Source organism: Sutterella megalosphaeroides (assembly GCF_003609995.1).
In the GTDB taxonomy this organism is placed as follows: domain Bacteria; phylum Pseudomonadota; class Gammaproteobacteria; order Burkholderiales; family Burkholderiaceae_F; genus Sutterella; species Sutterella megalosphaeroides.
On sequence record NZ_AP018786.1, the window covers coordinates 2,319,235 to 2,334,495 of the forward strand.

Annotated in this window: 10 protein-coding genes; 2 read left to right on the forward strand and 8 right to left on the reverse strand. The window is 65.2% G+C overall.

Going from position 1 to position 15,261, the window contains the following annotated elements; all coding sequences use genetic code 11:
• Positions 1–15 precede the first annotated feature (15 nt).
• The gene (locus tag S6FBBBH3_RS11385; RefSeq protein WP_331813069.1) at positions 16–273 is read right to left on the reverse strand and encodes a hypothetical protein; all 258 of its coding nucleotides are present in this window, start codon (positions 271–273) and stop codon (positions 16–18) included.
• Between the two features lie 44 nt (positions 274–317).
• On the opposite strand from S6FBBBH3_RS11385, the gene S6FBBBH3_RS09185 reads away from it, so the two are divergent.
• The gene (locus S6FBBBH3_RS09185; RefSeq protein ID WP_331813074.1) at positions 318–1,328 is read left to right on the forward strand and encodes an amidohydrolase; all 1,011 of its coding nucleotides are present in this window, start codon (positions 318–320) and stop codon (positions 1,326–1,328) included.
• A 135-nt stretch (positions 1,329–1,463) separates the two neighbouring features.
• The gene (locus S6FBBBH3_RS09190; protein WP_120177457.1) at positions 1,464–5,354 is read left to right on the forward strand and encodes a DEAD/DEAH box helicase; all 3,891 of its coding nucleotides are present in this window, start codon (positions 1,464–1,466) and stop codon (positions 5,352–5,354) included.
• 131 nt (positions 5,355–5,485) lie between these two features.
• Here S6FBBBH3_RS09190 and accD read toward each other — a convergent pair whose 3' ends face one another.
• From accD to pgeF, 7 genes are all read right to left on the reverse strand, one after another.
• Positions 5,486–6,361, reverse strand: coding sequence for an acetyl-CoA carboxylase, carboxyltransferase subunit beta (gene accD / locus S6FBBBH3_RS09195; RefSeq protein WP_120177458.1), 876 nt, complete (start codon positions 6,359–6,361; stop codon positions 5,486–5,488).
• 103 nt (positions 6,362–6,464) lie between these two features.
• Entirely contained in the window at positions 6,465–7,265 is an 801-nt protein-coding gene (gene truA, locus S6FBBBH3_RS09200; RefSeq protein WP_232008781.1) for a tRNA pseudouridine(38-40) synthase TruA, read from the reverse strand.
• A gap of 14 nt (positions 7,266–7,279) precedes the next feature.
• On the reverse strand, positions 7,280–9,928 hold the full coding sequence (locus tag S6FBBBH3_RS09205; RefSeq protein ID WP_120177460.1) for a FimV/HubP-related protein: 2,649 nt from the start codon (positions 9,926–9,928) through the stop codon (positions 7,280–7,282).
• A gap of 542 nt (positions 9,929–10,470) precedes the next feature.
• The gene (locus S6FBBBH3_RS09210) at positions 10,471–11,571 is read right to left on the reverse strand and encodes an adenosine deaminase family protein (RefSeq protein ID WP_120177461.1); all 1,101 of its coding nucleotides are present in this window, start codon (positions 11,569–11,571) and stop codon (positions 10,471–10,473) included.
• Between the two features lie 217 nt (positions 11,572–11,788).
• The gene (locus S6FBBBH3_RS09215) at positions 11,789–12,619 is read right to left on the reverse strand and encodes a formate/nitrite transporter family protein (protein ID WP_120177462.1); all 831 of its coding nucleotides are present in this window, start codon (positions 12,617–12,619) and stop codon (positions 11,789–11,791) included.
• Between the two features lie 354 nt (positions 12,620–12,973).
• Complete coding sequence (gene rimO, locus S6FBBBH3_RS09220; protein WP_120177463.1) at positions 12,974–14,311, reverse strand: 30S ribosomal protein S12 methylthiotransferase RimO; 1,338 nt, start codon at positions 14,309–14,311, stop codon at positions 12,974–12,976.
• A gap of 80 nt (positions 14,312–14,391) precedes the next feature.
• A complete protein-coding gene (gene pgeF / locus S6FBBBH3_RS09225; protein WP_120177464.1) occupies positions 14,392–15,246 on the reverse strand; it encodes a peptidoglycan editing factor PgeF in 855 nt (284 codons plus the stop codon).
• Between the last annotated feature and the right edge of the window lie 15 nt (positions 15,247–15,261).

Here is a 15,261-nt window from a genome sequence, read left to right on the forward strand (position 1 = left end):
CAGAGGCCGAAAACATCATCCAACGGAGGTTCTTTCATGCTCACCGACAAGGAAGATCTGGAAATCGTTCGCGAACTCGTCGAAACCCGCCGACGCATTCACCGCCGTCCCGAAGAAGGCTGGACCGAATTCGAAACGACGCACCTTGTGGCGGAGCGCCTTGAGGCGCTCGGCCTTCGCGTTCTGCTCGGCACCGACGTCATCCGACCCGAGGCCGTCATGGGGCGCGACCCGAAGCTCGTCGAAGAGGCCGTAAAGCGCGCCCTTGCGCACGGGGTCGAACGAAGTTTCATAGACCGCACCGGGGGCTTCACGGGCTGCGTCGGGATTCTCGAAACGGGGCCCCCGGGCCCGTCACGGCGTTTCGCTGTGACATGGACTGCGTGCTCGTCGGCGAAACGGACGCGCCCGAACATCTCCCGAACGCCGGGAGCTTTGCGTCCGAGCGGCCGGGCCTCATGCACGCATGCGGGCACGATGCGCATACGGCCGTGGGGCTTGCGCTCGCGCGCTGGGCGTCGGAGCACCGCAACGAACTCTGCGGCACGCTGAAGTTCCTCTTTCAGCCCGCCGAAGAAGGCGTTCGGGGCGGAGGCCCCATGGCGGCCTCGGGCATCGTCGACGACGTGGACCTTCTGGTAGGGGCGCATGTCGGGACCTTCTGCCGACTCGGCGAAATCGGGATTTGCGAAGGCGGGTTCCTCGCGACGACGAAGCTCGACGTGCATTTCACGGGCGTGCCGTCGCACGCCGGGGCCGACCCCGAAAAAGGTCGCAGCGCCCTCATGGCGGCCTGCGCCGCCGCCATGATGTTCCAGGGCATTCCGCGCAGCGGCGAAGGCGACACGCGCATTTCGGTCGGGCGACTCGTCGCGGGCGAAGGCCGCAACGTCACGCCCGTGCACGCGACCATGCAGCTCGAAGTGCGCGGGGCTACGGCCGCCGTGAACGACTACATGACCGAGAACGTGTATCGGATCGTCGACGGGATCAAAGCCGCCTACGACGTCGAAGCGCGCGTGGAAAAAGCGGGCGAAGCGACAACGCTGCCCGTGTCGCCCGCGCTCCTCGACCGGCTCGAGCGGCTTGCGGGCACGATTCCGGGCGTCAAGGTCGAGCGCATTTCCCGCCCCTCGGGCAGCGAAGACTGCACGATGCTCATGCGCCGCGTGATCGAACACGGGGGCGAAGCCGCATACGTCCTTTACGGCGCGAACCAGAAGGGGCACCACCGGGCGGACTTCGACATCGAGGACGAAAAGTCGCTTCCGATCGCGTTCGAATTCCTGCGTGCATTCCTCGCCGACGCGAACGGCGTGCGCGGGTGATCTCTGCCGACCTTTGCGCGGGATGTCCGTATGGCGTCCCGCGTCGGGTCTTCTCCGGACCGACCCCCGCCCGTCGGGCCGCGCTTTGCTACCATCCCGTGATCCGAACTGCTTTCCCACGACAAGGATCCGACCATGGCAGCACGCAAAGTTTTCGGCACGACCTGGTGGGGTCAGGCCTGGCTCAACGCCCTTCAGGCCATCGACCACGCCAACCGACTCCCCCGCGGACGCACGTATTGGAATACGGGTCGGGTCGAGCGGCTCGGTTTCGCTTCGGACGGCTCGGGTCGCATCGAAGCGCTCGTTCAGGGGAATGCCTACTACCCCTACGAAGTTTCCGTATCGATGGCGCCCCTGCCCGCCGCGGCCGTGAAGCGCCTCGTCGACCACGTGGCGCGCGACCCGAACCTCATTTCGGCGCTTCTCGAAGGGGAACTCCCCGAAGGGATCGCACGCGCCGCCGAAACGCTCGGGATCGAACTCTTCCCGAAGACCTACCGCTCGCTCAACGTCTCGTGCTCGTGCCCGGACAGCGCCCGCATCTGCAAGCACGTGGCCGCCGTCATCTACGGCATGGCCGATCTGATCGACCGCGATCCTTTCCTCGTCTTCCGCCTGCGCGGGATCGACCTCGTCGACGAGCTCCGCCGTCGCGGCATCGACCTTGCGGCCGCACGCCGCACGCGCGCGCCGAGCATCTTCCGCTACCTCCAAAACGCGCTTGAGGGCGCCCCCGACCCGAAGTTCGCGGGCGACGCCTATGCCGCGCTCGACGCTCTGCGAACGCTCCCGCTCTCGGGGATCGAGCCCGCTCTCGAGAAGATCCTCGCCCTCTGGCCCGAGCGGCATCCGCTCTCGAACGTTGCGAACTTTCCCGGCTGGTGGCGTACCGTCCAGAAGAAAATCGTCCGTTCGCTCGACGTGCGTCTCACGAAGGGCTTCGTCATTCGATTCGAAGAAAGCACGGCGGACGACACCGCCCCCCGGGCGAAGAAGGGCTTGGAGACCCTCATGCCGCTTCTCGAACGCTACCCCGCCTATGAGGGTGGAGACGCCGGGGCGCTGCGCCTGAAGCTTGTCCTCACGGGCGACCGCGCCACCTTGGAAGCGCGTGCGTCGACGAACGGAAAAGACTGGTTCCCGCTCGACCGCCGGGACCTCGTCGAGCGCCTCATCGACTTCGACGACGAGACGGCGAAAACGCTTCCCCTGGAAGTCGACGCGCTGAGAAGCCTCGTCGTAGCGGCCTCGAAACTCGTCGTGCAGGGGGCGCTCGTTCCGGTCCTGGCCGCTGCCGAAAGCAATATTGAGATCGACGATGGCATTGCCGAACCCGTACCCGTTTTCTACTGGGCGCCCGCGCTCCGGTCGGGCGACGTTGCGGCCCTGTTCGAAGCGGCCGTCGCGCCGCTCGTGCCGCTTGCGGAAACGCTTTTCGACGTGAAAACGCTCCGAGACCTCAAAGCGGACGGGGAAGAGGCCGGCAAAGAAAGCGGCGAGGGGGCTGAAAAGACCGACGAGGCCGACGAGGCTGACGAAAAGACCGCAGAAAAGCGCGCGGAACCCCGCTCGGGCACGATCCGAAAAGCCGCGCTTCTCGCGCTTTCCTGGGCCGCGACCGCGCTCGTCGCGCGCGAAGCCGAGCGTCTGCACTTCACGCCCGAGGACATCGCGCAGGCCCATCTTCTCGGCGTCGACCTTCGTGAGGTGGCCGTTCCCGACCCCGAAGCGGTCGACACGCTTTGCGCTCGCTACTTCCGCCCCTTCCTCATGGCGGACGCCTTCCCGTGGCGCCCGGTACTCACCGTGCGTTCCGGCACCGAGGACGTGACGGTGAATTTCGGGATTCTGCCGCGCGAAAGCCGCACACCCGTGCGTCTCTCCGTGCTCCTGCGCGACAAGGAATGGGCGTCGGAGCGCTTTGCCGCCTTGGGTGTACTCAAAACGCTCGAGCGCGTCGCCCCCGAAATCGCGTCGATTCGCGCCACTTCGGGCGACCCCGCGCACATCGCGCTCGAAGACCTGAAGTCCTTTCTCTTCGAAGCGGCGCCGCAGCTGCGGCTCCTCGGGGTCGTATTGCGGCTCCCGGAGTCGCTACGCAAGATGCTCAAACCACGTCTTGTCGCGCGCTTGGCCGATCCGGGCGAGAAAGCGGGCGCTTCGGGCCTTCTCGGCAAAGAGGCGCTTGCGGAATTCGAGTGGCGCGTGGCGGTCGGGAACGACCTCCTCACGCTCGAAGACCTGCGGCGCCTCATGCAGGATTCGAGCGGGATCGTGAAGTGGAAGGACGACTACGTCTACCTCGACCCCGCCGAACTCGAACGCATCGCCCGAACGCTTGAAGCCGAGCGCGAACCCTCGTACCTCGAAAAGATGCGCGGCCTTTTGACGGGCGAAATGGCGGGCGCCGAAGTGGTGGCGTCCCCCGAAATTCTGAAGCGCCTCGAAACGCTCACGGCAGTCGAATCGATCGAACCCCCGAAGGGGCTCCGAGCCGAGTTGCGCCCCTATCAGGAGCGCGGCTACGCGTGGCTCGTCAAAAACCTCAAGCTCGGTCTCGGCTCCCTCATCGCCGACGACATGGGGCTCGGGAAAACGCTCCAGGTGATTGCCGCCCTCACCTACCTCAAGGAGTCCGGGGAGCTTGCCAAGGAAAAGGCCCTCGTCGTCCTTCCGACGACCCTCATCACGAACTGGACGCGCGAACTCGCGAAGTTTTCGCCCGATCTCACCGTGGGGGTTTACCACGGTTCGGACCGTGCGTTGCCGCCCGCGAATGCCCTTCCCGACGTGACCCTCACGAGCTACGGGCTCCTCCGACGCGACGCCGAAGTGCTCGGCGCCCGACGCTGGCGACTCCTCGTTCTCGACGAAGCGCAGGCCGTCAAAAACACGACCTCCGCCCAGACCGCGGCCGTGAAGCAGTTGAAAGCCCGCCAGGTGCTCGCGATGTCGGGGACGCCCGTCGAAAACCGACTCTCCGAATACTGGTCGATTTTCTCGACCGTGCAGCCGCGTCTGCTCGGCACGCTCAAGGACTTCCGCGAAACATTCGCGCGCCCCATCGAAACGGACCACGACCCGAAGGCGGCCGAAGCCCTGAAGCGCCTCACCGCGCCCTTCATGCTGCGGCGGCTTAAGAGCGACAAGTCGATCATCGCGGACCTGCCGGAAAAGAACGTCCTCGACTACTTCACGAACCTCACGACCGAACAGGCGGCCCTCTACGCGCAGACGTTGGAGCGCCTCATGGGCGAACTCGCCGAGCTCGAAGCCCGGGCGAGCGCCTCGCCCGACGTCGAACTTACGAACGAAATCGTCGAGAACGTCTTCGAAACGGACGATCCGACCATGCCCGCCGAAACGTCCTCCCAATCGGACATCCGCGCGAAGCGCCGCGGGCTCGTTTTGCGCCTCATCACCGCCCTGAAGCAAATCTGCAACTCGCCCTCGCAGTACCTGAAGACGGACGAGCCCCGTCCCGATTCGGGCAAGGCCGCCGCGCTCCTGGAACTTCTCGCCCGCTGCCGCGACGCGGACCGCAAGGTGCTCGTCTTCACGCAGTTCCGCGAAATGGGCGAGCGGCTTCAGAACTGGATCGAGGCCGCCACGGGCGAGCGCCCCGACTTCCTCCACGGGGGCGTGAACCTCAAGGAGCGCTCCGCCATGGTGGACCGCTTCCAGACGGACCGCTCCGTGCGCGTTCTGATCGTTTCCTTGAAGGCGGGCGGCACGGGCCTCAACCTCACGGCCGCGTCCGCCGTCATCCACTACGACCTCTGGTGGAATCCGGCCGTGGAAAACCAGGCCACGGACCGCGCCTACCGCATCGGGCAGCGCCGCGACGTGCTCGTCTATCGCTTCGTGACCGCGGGCACCTTCGAAGAGAAGATCAACGCGATGCTCATGCAAAAGCGCGAGCTCGCCGACCTCACGGTCTCGACGGGCGAAGCGTGGATCGGCGACATGAAGAAGGAGGAAATCGAAGCGATCTTCCGCCTGTCGTCCGAAACGGAACGCTGAGGAGCGCTGAAACGCGGAGAAAGCGCGTGCGACACGCCGGGGCCCGAAGCCTCGGCGCCGACCGTCCGAATGCAGAAAAGCCCCGGGAAGCGATGCCTTCCGGGGCTTTTTCGTGAGGTTTGAGCCGAGACTCAGACGCCGTTCACGGGCTGCTTCTTCATGAGGAGTTGCGTGATCACGGAGATGCGCGAACGCATGTCGCGGCGGTCGACGATGAGGTCGATCTGGCCCTTCTTGAGAAGGAATTCCGAGCGCTGGAAGCCTTCGGGGAGCTTTTCGCGCACCGTCTGCTCGATGACGCGGGGACCGGCAAAGCCGACAAGCGCCTTGGGTTCCGCGATGACCACGTCGCCCATGAAGGCAAACGAGGCGGAAACGCCGCCCAGGGTCGGGTCGGTGAGAACCGAGACGAAGGGAAGGCCCGCACGGGAAAGACGCGTCACGGCGGCGGTGGTCTTCGCCATCTGCATGAGCGAGACGAGACCTTCCTGCATGCGCGCGCCGCCCGAAGCGGCAAAGCAGACGAAGGGGGCGTTGCGACGGATCGCCTCGTCGACGCCGCGCGAGAAGCGTTCGCCGACGACGCTGCCCATGGAGCCCGCCATGAACTTGAATTCGAACGCGGCCGCCACCATCGGTTCGCGGCGCAGTTCGCCCGACATCACGATGAGGGCGTCGGTTTCGCCCGTGGCGTTGCGCGCCTGTTCGTGGCGCTTCACGTAGGGCTTGCTGTCGACGAAGCCGAGCGGATCCTTCGCGCGGATTTCGCCGCCCACTTCCACCGCCGTACCCGGGTCGAGAAATGCGAGAAGACGCGCACGCGCACCGATGCGGTGATGGTAGCCGCACTTCGGGCAGACCATGAGACTGCGGTCGAGCTCCTCGGTGTAGAGCACCTGATCGCACCCGGGGCACTTCGTCCAGACGCCTTCGGGAATGGGACTCGGTTTCTTCGAGGAATCGTCTTCGCGCTTGATCTTGGGAAGAATGTGGTTGATCCAGCTCATCGTTCGTATTGCTGTGGGAGTGGAGGTCGGCCAATTATAGGGCGGCCGACCTCGGGAAAACCGCCCTGCGGGCGCTCGATCGAGACGGATTAGTCCGAAGAGGTTACGGCCGATTCTCGAAGACCGTTCGTCCGAAGGGGCCGCCCGTCTCGCGCGGGAGATCGTGTTCGGGGTACCCGACCCCCGTGAGGTAAAGGCCCGAAGGGCTGAAGGTGGGGGCCGCGACCGAACGGTTTTTCGCTTCGAGCACCTCTTTGATCCAGAGGGGGTCTTCGCGCCCCGTACCGACGTAAATCAAAGCGCCCACGATGTTGCGCACCATGTGCTGCAGGAACGCGTTCGCTTCGATTTTGACGCCCACGAGCGAGCCCACGCGCGCGACTTCGAGGCGCGTTACGGTGCGCACGGGCGTTGCCGCCTGGCACTCGGCCGCACGGAAACTCGTGAAGTCGTGTTCGCCCAGAAGGTACCGGGCCCCTTCGCGCATGCGCGCTTCGTCGAGCGGCCGGAACACCCACCCCGTTCGCCCTTCGAAGACGGGCGAACGCACGGGGTCGTTCAGGATCCAGTACTCGTACGTCCGGGAGCGCGCCGTGAAGCGGGCGTGAAAGTCGTCCGGCACCGGGCGCGCCCAGCGCACCGCCACGCTGCGCGGCAGGTACGTGTTGAGGGCGCGCACCCAGCTTTGCATCGGGCGGTCGATCTCGGTCGAGAGACTCACGACCTGATGCGTCGCATGCACGCCCGCGTCCGTGCGTCCCGCACAGATCGTGGGCGTTTCCACGCGCAGGAATTCGAAAATCGCCCGCTCGAGCGCTTCCTGCACCGAGGGTCGATCGGGCTGAACCTGCCAGCCGTTGAAAGCACTGCCGTCGTACTCGACTCCGAGAGCCAGCGTCGTCACTCGAATTCCTCCCTTCAGGCCTTGCCGATGCGTTCTTCGAGGAATTCGGCGCGCGCCTTCTGTTCGGGCGTGCCGTGCTTTTTGACTTCGACGAGGAGTTCGCGCGCTTCCTGAAGGGCGCCCAAACCGACGAAGCTGTTCGCAAGCTTCAGTTTCGCTTCGATCGACTTGCCGAGCGCTTCTTCCTTCGCGTTGGGCGCGGGCGCCTTGGGAGCGGCGGGCACCGAACTCTTGGGCTCCGCGGAGCGGCGGGAGCGCCGGGTCGACGTGCGGCTCTTCGCGGGCGCGGCGGCGGGCGCCGGAATATCTTCGACGCTTTGCGCCGCGGCCTTCGCGATCGCTTCGATGCGCGCTTCGGATTCGGGCGGCAGAGCTCCGCCCGTAAGCGAGGGCGGAACGGCCGAAGCGGGACGCAGGACGGGCTTTTGCAGGATGTCGCGCTCCGTTTCGACTTCGACGACGAGGGTCGACCCTTCGGCGTCGGCCGCCTTTTCGTCCTTCGCGCTTGCTTCGGGCTTTTCAGCCTTTTCGGCTTCAACCGTCTTTTCGCTTCCGACGGGCTCCGGCATCAGGGGCGGAATGTAGTCGTTCGTCGGCAGTTCTTCTTCCGTCACGACCACGGTCGGGCGGGCGTCCGCGTGCGGGAGCGTGAGATCGATCTTCGACACGGCCTCTTCGATCGCCGCTTCGCTCACGGTCGCGCGCATCGCTTCTTCGTCAACGGGGGGAAGCTCGTCGCTCTTCGGATCGAGCCAGGGCTGCTCGGCCGTACGCGCTTCGATCTTCTTGCGATCCTCTTCCATCTGCGCTTCGGTGAAGGCGATCGACCCCGCGCCCATGGCGCCCGCGGTCGTGCCGTTTTTCACGGCTTCGCCGACCGTGGCCTCCACGGCCTTGAGCTGCGCGGCGCTCGTCGGGGCGACCTTCTTTTGAAGTTGAACGGTCTGCGGACCCTTCGAGCCGCAGCCCTCGGACGAGCACGAGCCGCCCGCAGCGCTCGCGCCGTCGGAATCCTTGCCGTTCTTGCGACCGCGCAAGAGGAAAAGGAGCACGAGCACGATCGCCGCAAGGAGGTACCAGGCGGGATGCACGGCGGAAAGGGTCGAGAGGAAGTCCTGCTTGTCGGCGGCTTCTTCGGTGTTCGTCGCACTCGCCTTCGAGGCGTCTTCGGGAGCGTCCTTCGTCGTGTCCTTCGACGTATCCGACGAAGCGGCATCGGGTGCAGCCGCCGTCGAAGTCGACGCAGCCTGCTCGGTCGGCGCGGCGGTTTCGGTCGAAGATTGAGTCGACGGTTCCGCAGAGGTTGCGGCGGCGGAATCGACGGGGGCCGAGGTTTCCGGAGCCGTCGACGCGTTTGCGCTCGTCCCTTCGGTCGGGGTGACCGGGGCCGTGGACGACGTCGTGCCCGAGCCGCCCTCGCCCGTCGTCTTCACGGGGAAGGTTTCTTCGCTCGGGGCGCCTTCGGTGAGCGACTTCGAGAGCGTGCCGCCGTGAAGCACCGCGGGGCGCCCGGCATTGACGTCGCCCTGGAGTTCGCGTTGAAGAGCGAGTTTGGCCTTGTACTCTTCGAAGACCTGACGACCGGCTTCGGCGATTTCAAGGGCGGAGCCGCCCGCATCGCGCTTTGCGTTCTGAGCGGCGCCCACCGCGGCCGCGCATTCGCGCGAGACCATCTGGGCTTCCGCAAGATTGCGAGTCGACAGGGGAATCGCCTCCGTGGGCCCGCGCATGCGGCGGAAGGCCTCTTCGGGGTCGATCGCAAAGACCGCGTCTTCCGAGGGCGGAACGAGCGTTTCGCCGACGACGAGCAGATTGAGGTCGCCCTGCGTGAAGGCCTTGGGGTTCGCCTCGAGGAAGCCCACGGCGAGCTGCTCCATGGTCGCCCCTTCGTAGCGCGGCCAGTAGAGTTTCGCGATCGACCAGAAGGTCATGTCCTGACGAATCGGGAAGGTGCCGTGGGCGTCGAAGCCGTTGAGCGCCACGTACTCGCGCACGACGCGGGGGCCGTAGCGGCCCTTCTTGCGGGGCTTCGGAGCGGCGGTTTTTTCGGTCTTCTCCGCCTTGACGGCGTTGTCGGCCTTCGGTTCGCTCGAGGATGCGGTCGAAGAGGAGGCAGCCGCAGGCGCTTCGGAAGAAGCGGAAGCCGCGCTCGAAGCGCTCAAGCCGTTCGAAGCATTCGACACCGTCGCATCGGGCGTCGCCAGGGGCACGAGCGCGCCGCCCAAGTGCGTCGACTCGGCGACGGGTTCGACCCAGAGCCCCTCGGGGCCCGAAACGATTTCGTACCGACGAAGCGTCACCGCCCCGCCCGCGTTCAATTCGATCAGAAGCGGAAAGCGCCCCTCGGGAACGGCGTCGCCCGCCACGCGAACGCGCACGCCCCCGGGGTTCGCGTCGCGCGTGAGTCGCAGCGACCCCGCCGCTTCGGGCGGTTCGATCCCTTCGCGCTCGTACGTCGCCGCGGGCGCGATGCGCACGAGCAGCGGCGAGACGCTGAAGTCGACGTCGTGAATTTCGAGAACGGCGTCGAAAGGCTCCCCGGGAGCGCTTTCGACCTTGAGGTCGCCGAGCGAAACGGCGCCCGCGGCGGAAGCGAGGAATGCGGCAAGCGCGGCGGCGAGCGCGGCGCGGCAGGTCGGCACGGTGGTCTTCTTGGAGTGCATGACGAAGGGAGTCGACGCGACAAAGCGGGGGCGCTCGCGCGGGCGACTCGTAGACTTGGGAAAGTCCTCAGATGATACCGCACCGCCTCCGCGTCCGAAAACGGGCAACGACCCGAGGACCCCGATTCCGCCTGAGAAAACGCCCGTTTACCGGACAAAAAGCCGGATTCCCGCTCGCTTTTTCGCGGTTGTCGCGCGCGAGCACGCCGCTTCCCCGTCGCCCTCTCCTTCCGAATCGAAGGAGTCGCGCGACGCCTTAGGGAAAACACGCTTCCCCGCGAATACGACACGGCGTACCATGAACTCACAGAAGCACTCCTTCAGATCGCGAAGTTCGATCTTGGTTCTTTAGAAGCCGCATTTAAGGAGTGCTTCTTCTTTCTTCCAACGGTCGATGCGTCGGCCGGTTCCTTCGCGAGGAAGCCGAAAAAGCCCGATCGGTCGGGCCGAGCGTCCGAAGAAGGAAAAAGCGCCCGAGGGCCTCCGAGCCGATCGGGCGCTTTCTTTTTCAAGCGGTCAGTCGATCATTCGATCAGAGTCGATCAATCGAGCGCGGGGAGCTTTGCCGCGAGCGCGTCGAATTCGGGGAGCCAGAGCTCGCGCCAGCGGGCCTTTTCCTCGTCCGACACCCAGGCCGACTCGATGCTCGCTTCGAGCATTTCGCGCAGGTCCGCAAGCGAAAAGCCCAGGTACTCGAACATGATGCGCCAGCTCTCGGCGATGTTCACGTGGTGCATCGTCGGGTCGTCGGAATTCGGGAAGAGTTTGAGGCCTGCGGCCTTCATGGCGCGGATCGGGTGGCGTTCGGCCCACTCGTCGTCCGTGAAGGTGCGAAGGTAATAGGAGTTCGTCGGCACCACGGCAAACGTCATGCCGCGATCGCAGGCGCGGCGCATGAGTTCGGGGTTGTCCGTGATGGTGTAGCCGTGATCGATCCGTTCGGCACCCAGGAGATCCATCGACGTTTCCACGTTGCGCCAGTGTTCGCCGAATTCGCCCGCGTGGAGCGTGATGTGAAAGCCCGCCTGCTTCGCCATGAAGAAGGCCTTCCAGAAGTTTTCCGGCTCGTGATTCGTTTCGCGGTAGTCGATCCCGAGGCCGATCACTTCGGGTTCGCGGTGTGCGCACATGGCTTCGACGAGTTCGACCGCATCTTCGGGGAGCGCTTCGCGGTCGACGGCGGGAACGAGACGCCCGACGATGCCGTAGCGGCCTTCGCCTTCGCGCAAACCTTCGACGATCGCGCTCTGGGCGGCTTCGTAGCTCATCGCGTGCTTGAGACCAGTCCAGTTCCAGAAGAGTTCGATGTAGCGCACGCCGTGCGAGGCGGCCGCTTCGAGGTGCTCGAGCGTGATGCGCTTGAGCATCGCGGGCTTCGTGAGGATGTGCGCTTCAAGCGCGCGGAAGATTCGAAGAACACCCACGGGCTTTTCGCCGCGCGTGAAGAATTCGTCGATCTCGGCCTGCGTCACGGGCGCGTTCGATTCGCGCACGAGGTCTTCGAACGTTTCCTTGCGGATCGTGCCGAGCAGGTGGCAGTGCAGCTCGGCCTTGGGGAAGGTTTCGAAGAATTCGAGCCATTCGGGCGTCAAACGGCGTTGGAAGGGACTGTCGGGAACGAACCCGGGATTGGTGGCACGCATGAAAACTCCGTTGTGAAGGGATCGTACAACGTACTTGGCGGAGCCGTCGGACACGTCGCGCGGACGTTGTCCGGGAGGGGGCTCGAAAGTACGTAAACCTTGCGCGCATTGTAGTCTTTTCCGCACGGGAAAGAGTGTGCGAAAAATGTCAGCAAGGAGGGCCGCATGTTGCTCCCCGCCCCCCCTCGGGCGCCCTCCCCGCGCGAGACGAAACGCTTCAGTCGGCGGACTTTCGCATGTAAGCGGCACGGTAAAGAAGAGCCAGCGCAACGCCCGCAAGCGTGTTGCCGAGCGTTGCGGCCGTCAGGTTTTTCGCAACCGCAGCCCAGGTGAGAAGCCCCAGATCCAGCCCCTCGACCGTGAGACCGCCCGCTTTCAGCATCATCGCAAGGGGCAGGAAGTAGAGGTTCGCGATGCAGTGCTCGAACCCGAGCGCGACGAACGCGGCCACCGGCAGCATGACGCCCGCCACGCGGTCGATCACGGTACGGCCCGCGTACGCGACCCACACCCCGAGGCAGACAAGGAGGTTGCAGAGGATGCCTTTGACGAAAATAACGCTCCAGTCGGCCGAGACTTTCGCGATCGCGATCCCGTACATGCCGCGCGCCAAGGGCCCCGTTTCCGCGATGTGCGATCCGTAGACGAGGAGCGCCACCGTGACGGCGCCCGCGGCGTTCCCGAGCCAGACGAGCACCCAGTTTTTGAGAACGGCCTGCCAGCGAATGCGCCCGTCGACCGCGCCCGCGGCGATCATGGTGTTGCCGGTGTAGAGTTCCGCGCCGGCGACGACAACGAGCGAAAGCCCGAGCGAAAAGACCGCGCCGCCCATGAACTTTTGAATCGCGTAGGGAAGCGCCGCGTCGGAGGAGAAGAGCGTGCAAAAGAGCCCGCCCAACGCGATGTAGACCCCCGCCAGGAAGGTGAGCGGCCACTGCTTTGCGAGCGGGATCGAGGTTTTCGTCACCGAAAGCGAAAGCACCTTTTCGGTGACTTCGGCGGGCGTGAGCGCATCGGGACGGTGGGAATCGAACGAATTCGAGGCCATGGAAGTTTCTCCTAAAAACGAGTCGGGAAAGCGGTCTTCGCACCGTCCGAAGCGTTCGGGAGAGGACGGGTGAAAACGGGAAAAACGGCGCTTTCCGGACGTGTCGCGGGGAGAGTTGTCTTCATGAACCTCGAAGGGAGGCTATTCTAGCGGACCGTTCGGTCGGAAACGACCGAAAACACGAAAGCAATCGATCTACGTCGTCGGGAGGACGCAGGCTAAGAAATTCACCCTACGAAAAAAAACGGCGCGCCCTCCCGACGGAGAAGCGCGCCGCTTGCAGTGGGGTCGACACCGACCGAGGGCTTTGAAAGACATTCAAAGCCGTTCGCCCGACCCGATCCCCGCACGCGATCACTCTTCGATTTTGCCGATCAGATCGTGCTCTTCGTTCGCGGTGATGCGCACCTTGACGATGTCGCCCGGCTCCAGATGGCGGGGCGTCGTCACGTAGCACACGCCGTCGATCTCAGGGGCGTCCGCCTTCGTGCGACCGATCGCCACGCCGTCCTCGTCCTCGGGCTCGTCGATGATCACCTCTTCGACGCGACCGATCTTTTCGGCGAGCTTTTCGCGGGAGATTTCGGCCTGCACTTCCATGAAGCGGCGACGACGCTCTTCGCGTTCTTCGTCGGGGAGAAGCCCCGGGATCTCGTTCGCGGCGGCGCCTTCGACGGGCGAATAGGCGAAGCACCCGACGCGGTCCAAGCGCGCTTCGCGCAGGAAGTCGAGCAGGTACTCGAATTCTTCCTCCGTTTCACCGGGGAAGCCCGCGATGAAGGTCGAGCGGATCGTGATGTCGGGGCAGGCCGCACGCCACGCGGCGATGCGTTCGAGGTTCTTTTCCGCGGAGGCGGGACGCTTCATCGCTTTGAGAACGCGCGGGTGCGCGTGCTGGAAGGGCACGTCGAGGTACGGAAGGATCAAACCTTCGGCCATAAGGGGCACCACGGCGTCCACCGACGGATAGGGGTAGACGTAGTGGAGACGCGTCCAGAGACCGAGCTGACCGAGTTCGCTGCAGAGCTCGAGCAAGCGCGTCTTCACGGGGCGCCCGCCCGCAAAGTCGAGACGGTAGTTGCGGTCGAGCCCGTAGGCGGCCGTATCCTGACTGATGACGAGGAGCTCCTTGACGCCCGCCTTCTTGAGGTTTTCCGCTTCGCGCAGAATATCCCCGATCGGACGGCTCGAGAGCGTGCCGCGCAGCTTCGGAATGATGCAGAAGGTGCAGTGGTGGTTGCACCCTTCGCTGATCTTCAGGTACGCGTAGTGCTTGGGCGTGAGGCGGCAGCCCGCGGCAGGCACGAGGTCGTCCCACGGATCGTGCGGGCGCGGCAGGTGGGCTTCCACCATCGCCATCACCTGATCGACCGAGTCGGGACCCGTGACGCCGAGCACCTTCGGGAGGCGCTTGGCGATGTAGTTCGAGCCGTCGGCTTCGACGCGTCCGCCGAGGCACCCGCAAACGATCACGCGACCGTTTTCCTTGAGCGCTTCCGTGATCGCTTCGATGCTTTCTTCGATGGCTTCGTTCACGAAGCCGCACGTGTTGACGATCACCAGATCGGCGTCCTTGTACGTCTGACCGATGCGATAGCCGCGGGCGCGAAGTTCCGTAACAATCCGCTCGGTATCGACGAGAGCCTTCGGGCAACCGAGCGAAACGAAGCCGACAACGGGAATCTTTTTCATAAGTCACTGTCGGGCGCTTCGGGCCGTGAGGCCAAAGCGCCCTTTTCTATCGTTGATGGAAATGGGGGTCTTGGGAGGCGTCAGGAGGCGGGCGCCGCTTCGGCGCTCTCGGTACCTTCGGCGGGCTTCAGCCAGATCATCGCCGCGTGACGGCCCGACTTTTCACCGTCGCGCCGGAAGCTGTAGAAGCGTTCGGCGTTCGCGTAGGTCGAAAGACCGCAGTCGACGATGTCCGCTTCGGCGAGGCCCGAGGCTTCGAGCGCGCTCGCGGCCAATTGCGCGAGGTCCGCGAGATAGCGGCCGTTTTCTTTTTTCACGAAAGCGCCGTCAAGCACCTCGGCGGGCAGCAGTTCGGCCATGGCATCGCGAACGTCTTCGCCCACTTCGAAGTCGAGCGCTCCGATGCGCGGCCCGAGCCAGGCCGCAAGGCGCGCGCTCGGGTCTTGGAGCCGCTCGCGCATGAGGGCGACGGTCTTCTGAAGGATCCCTGCCGCGAGGCTCCGCCAGCCCGCGTGCACCGCCGCAACGATGCGCCCCTTGTCGTCCGACAAAAGCACCGGGAGGCAGTCCGCCACCATCACGGTGCAGACGACGCCCGGCGTCATCGTCCAGGAGGCGTCCGCGGCCGGGGGCTCCTTCGCACCCTGCCAGTCGTCCGCGTGCACGATCGTCGTGCCGTGGACCTGTTCGAGCCAGACGGGATCCGACGGTACGAGCTGCGCGACGATGTCGCGGTTCATGCGCACGCACGCGCCGAAGTCGCCCGTGTGCGGCGCGACGTTGAGGCCCATGACGCCGCGGGCGTCGCCCCAGGGGCCGCTCGAGACGCCGCCTTCGCGGCAGGTAAAGAGCGCGTCCGTCGTCGCGGAGACGCGTTCGCGCCAACTCGCCGCGGGTTGCAGGATGTCGAGTCCGGGTTTGTAGAGTTCAGCCATGACGTTCTCGCTTAA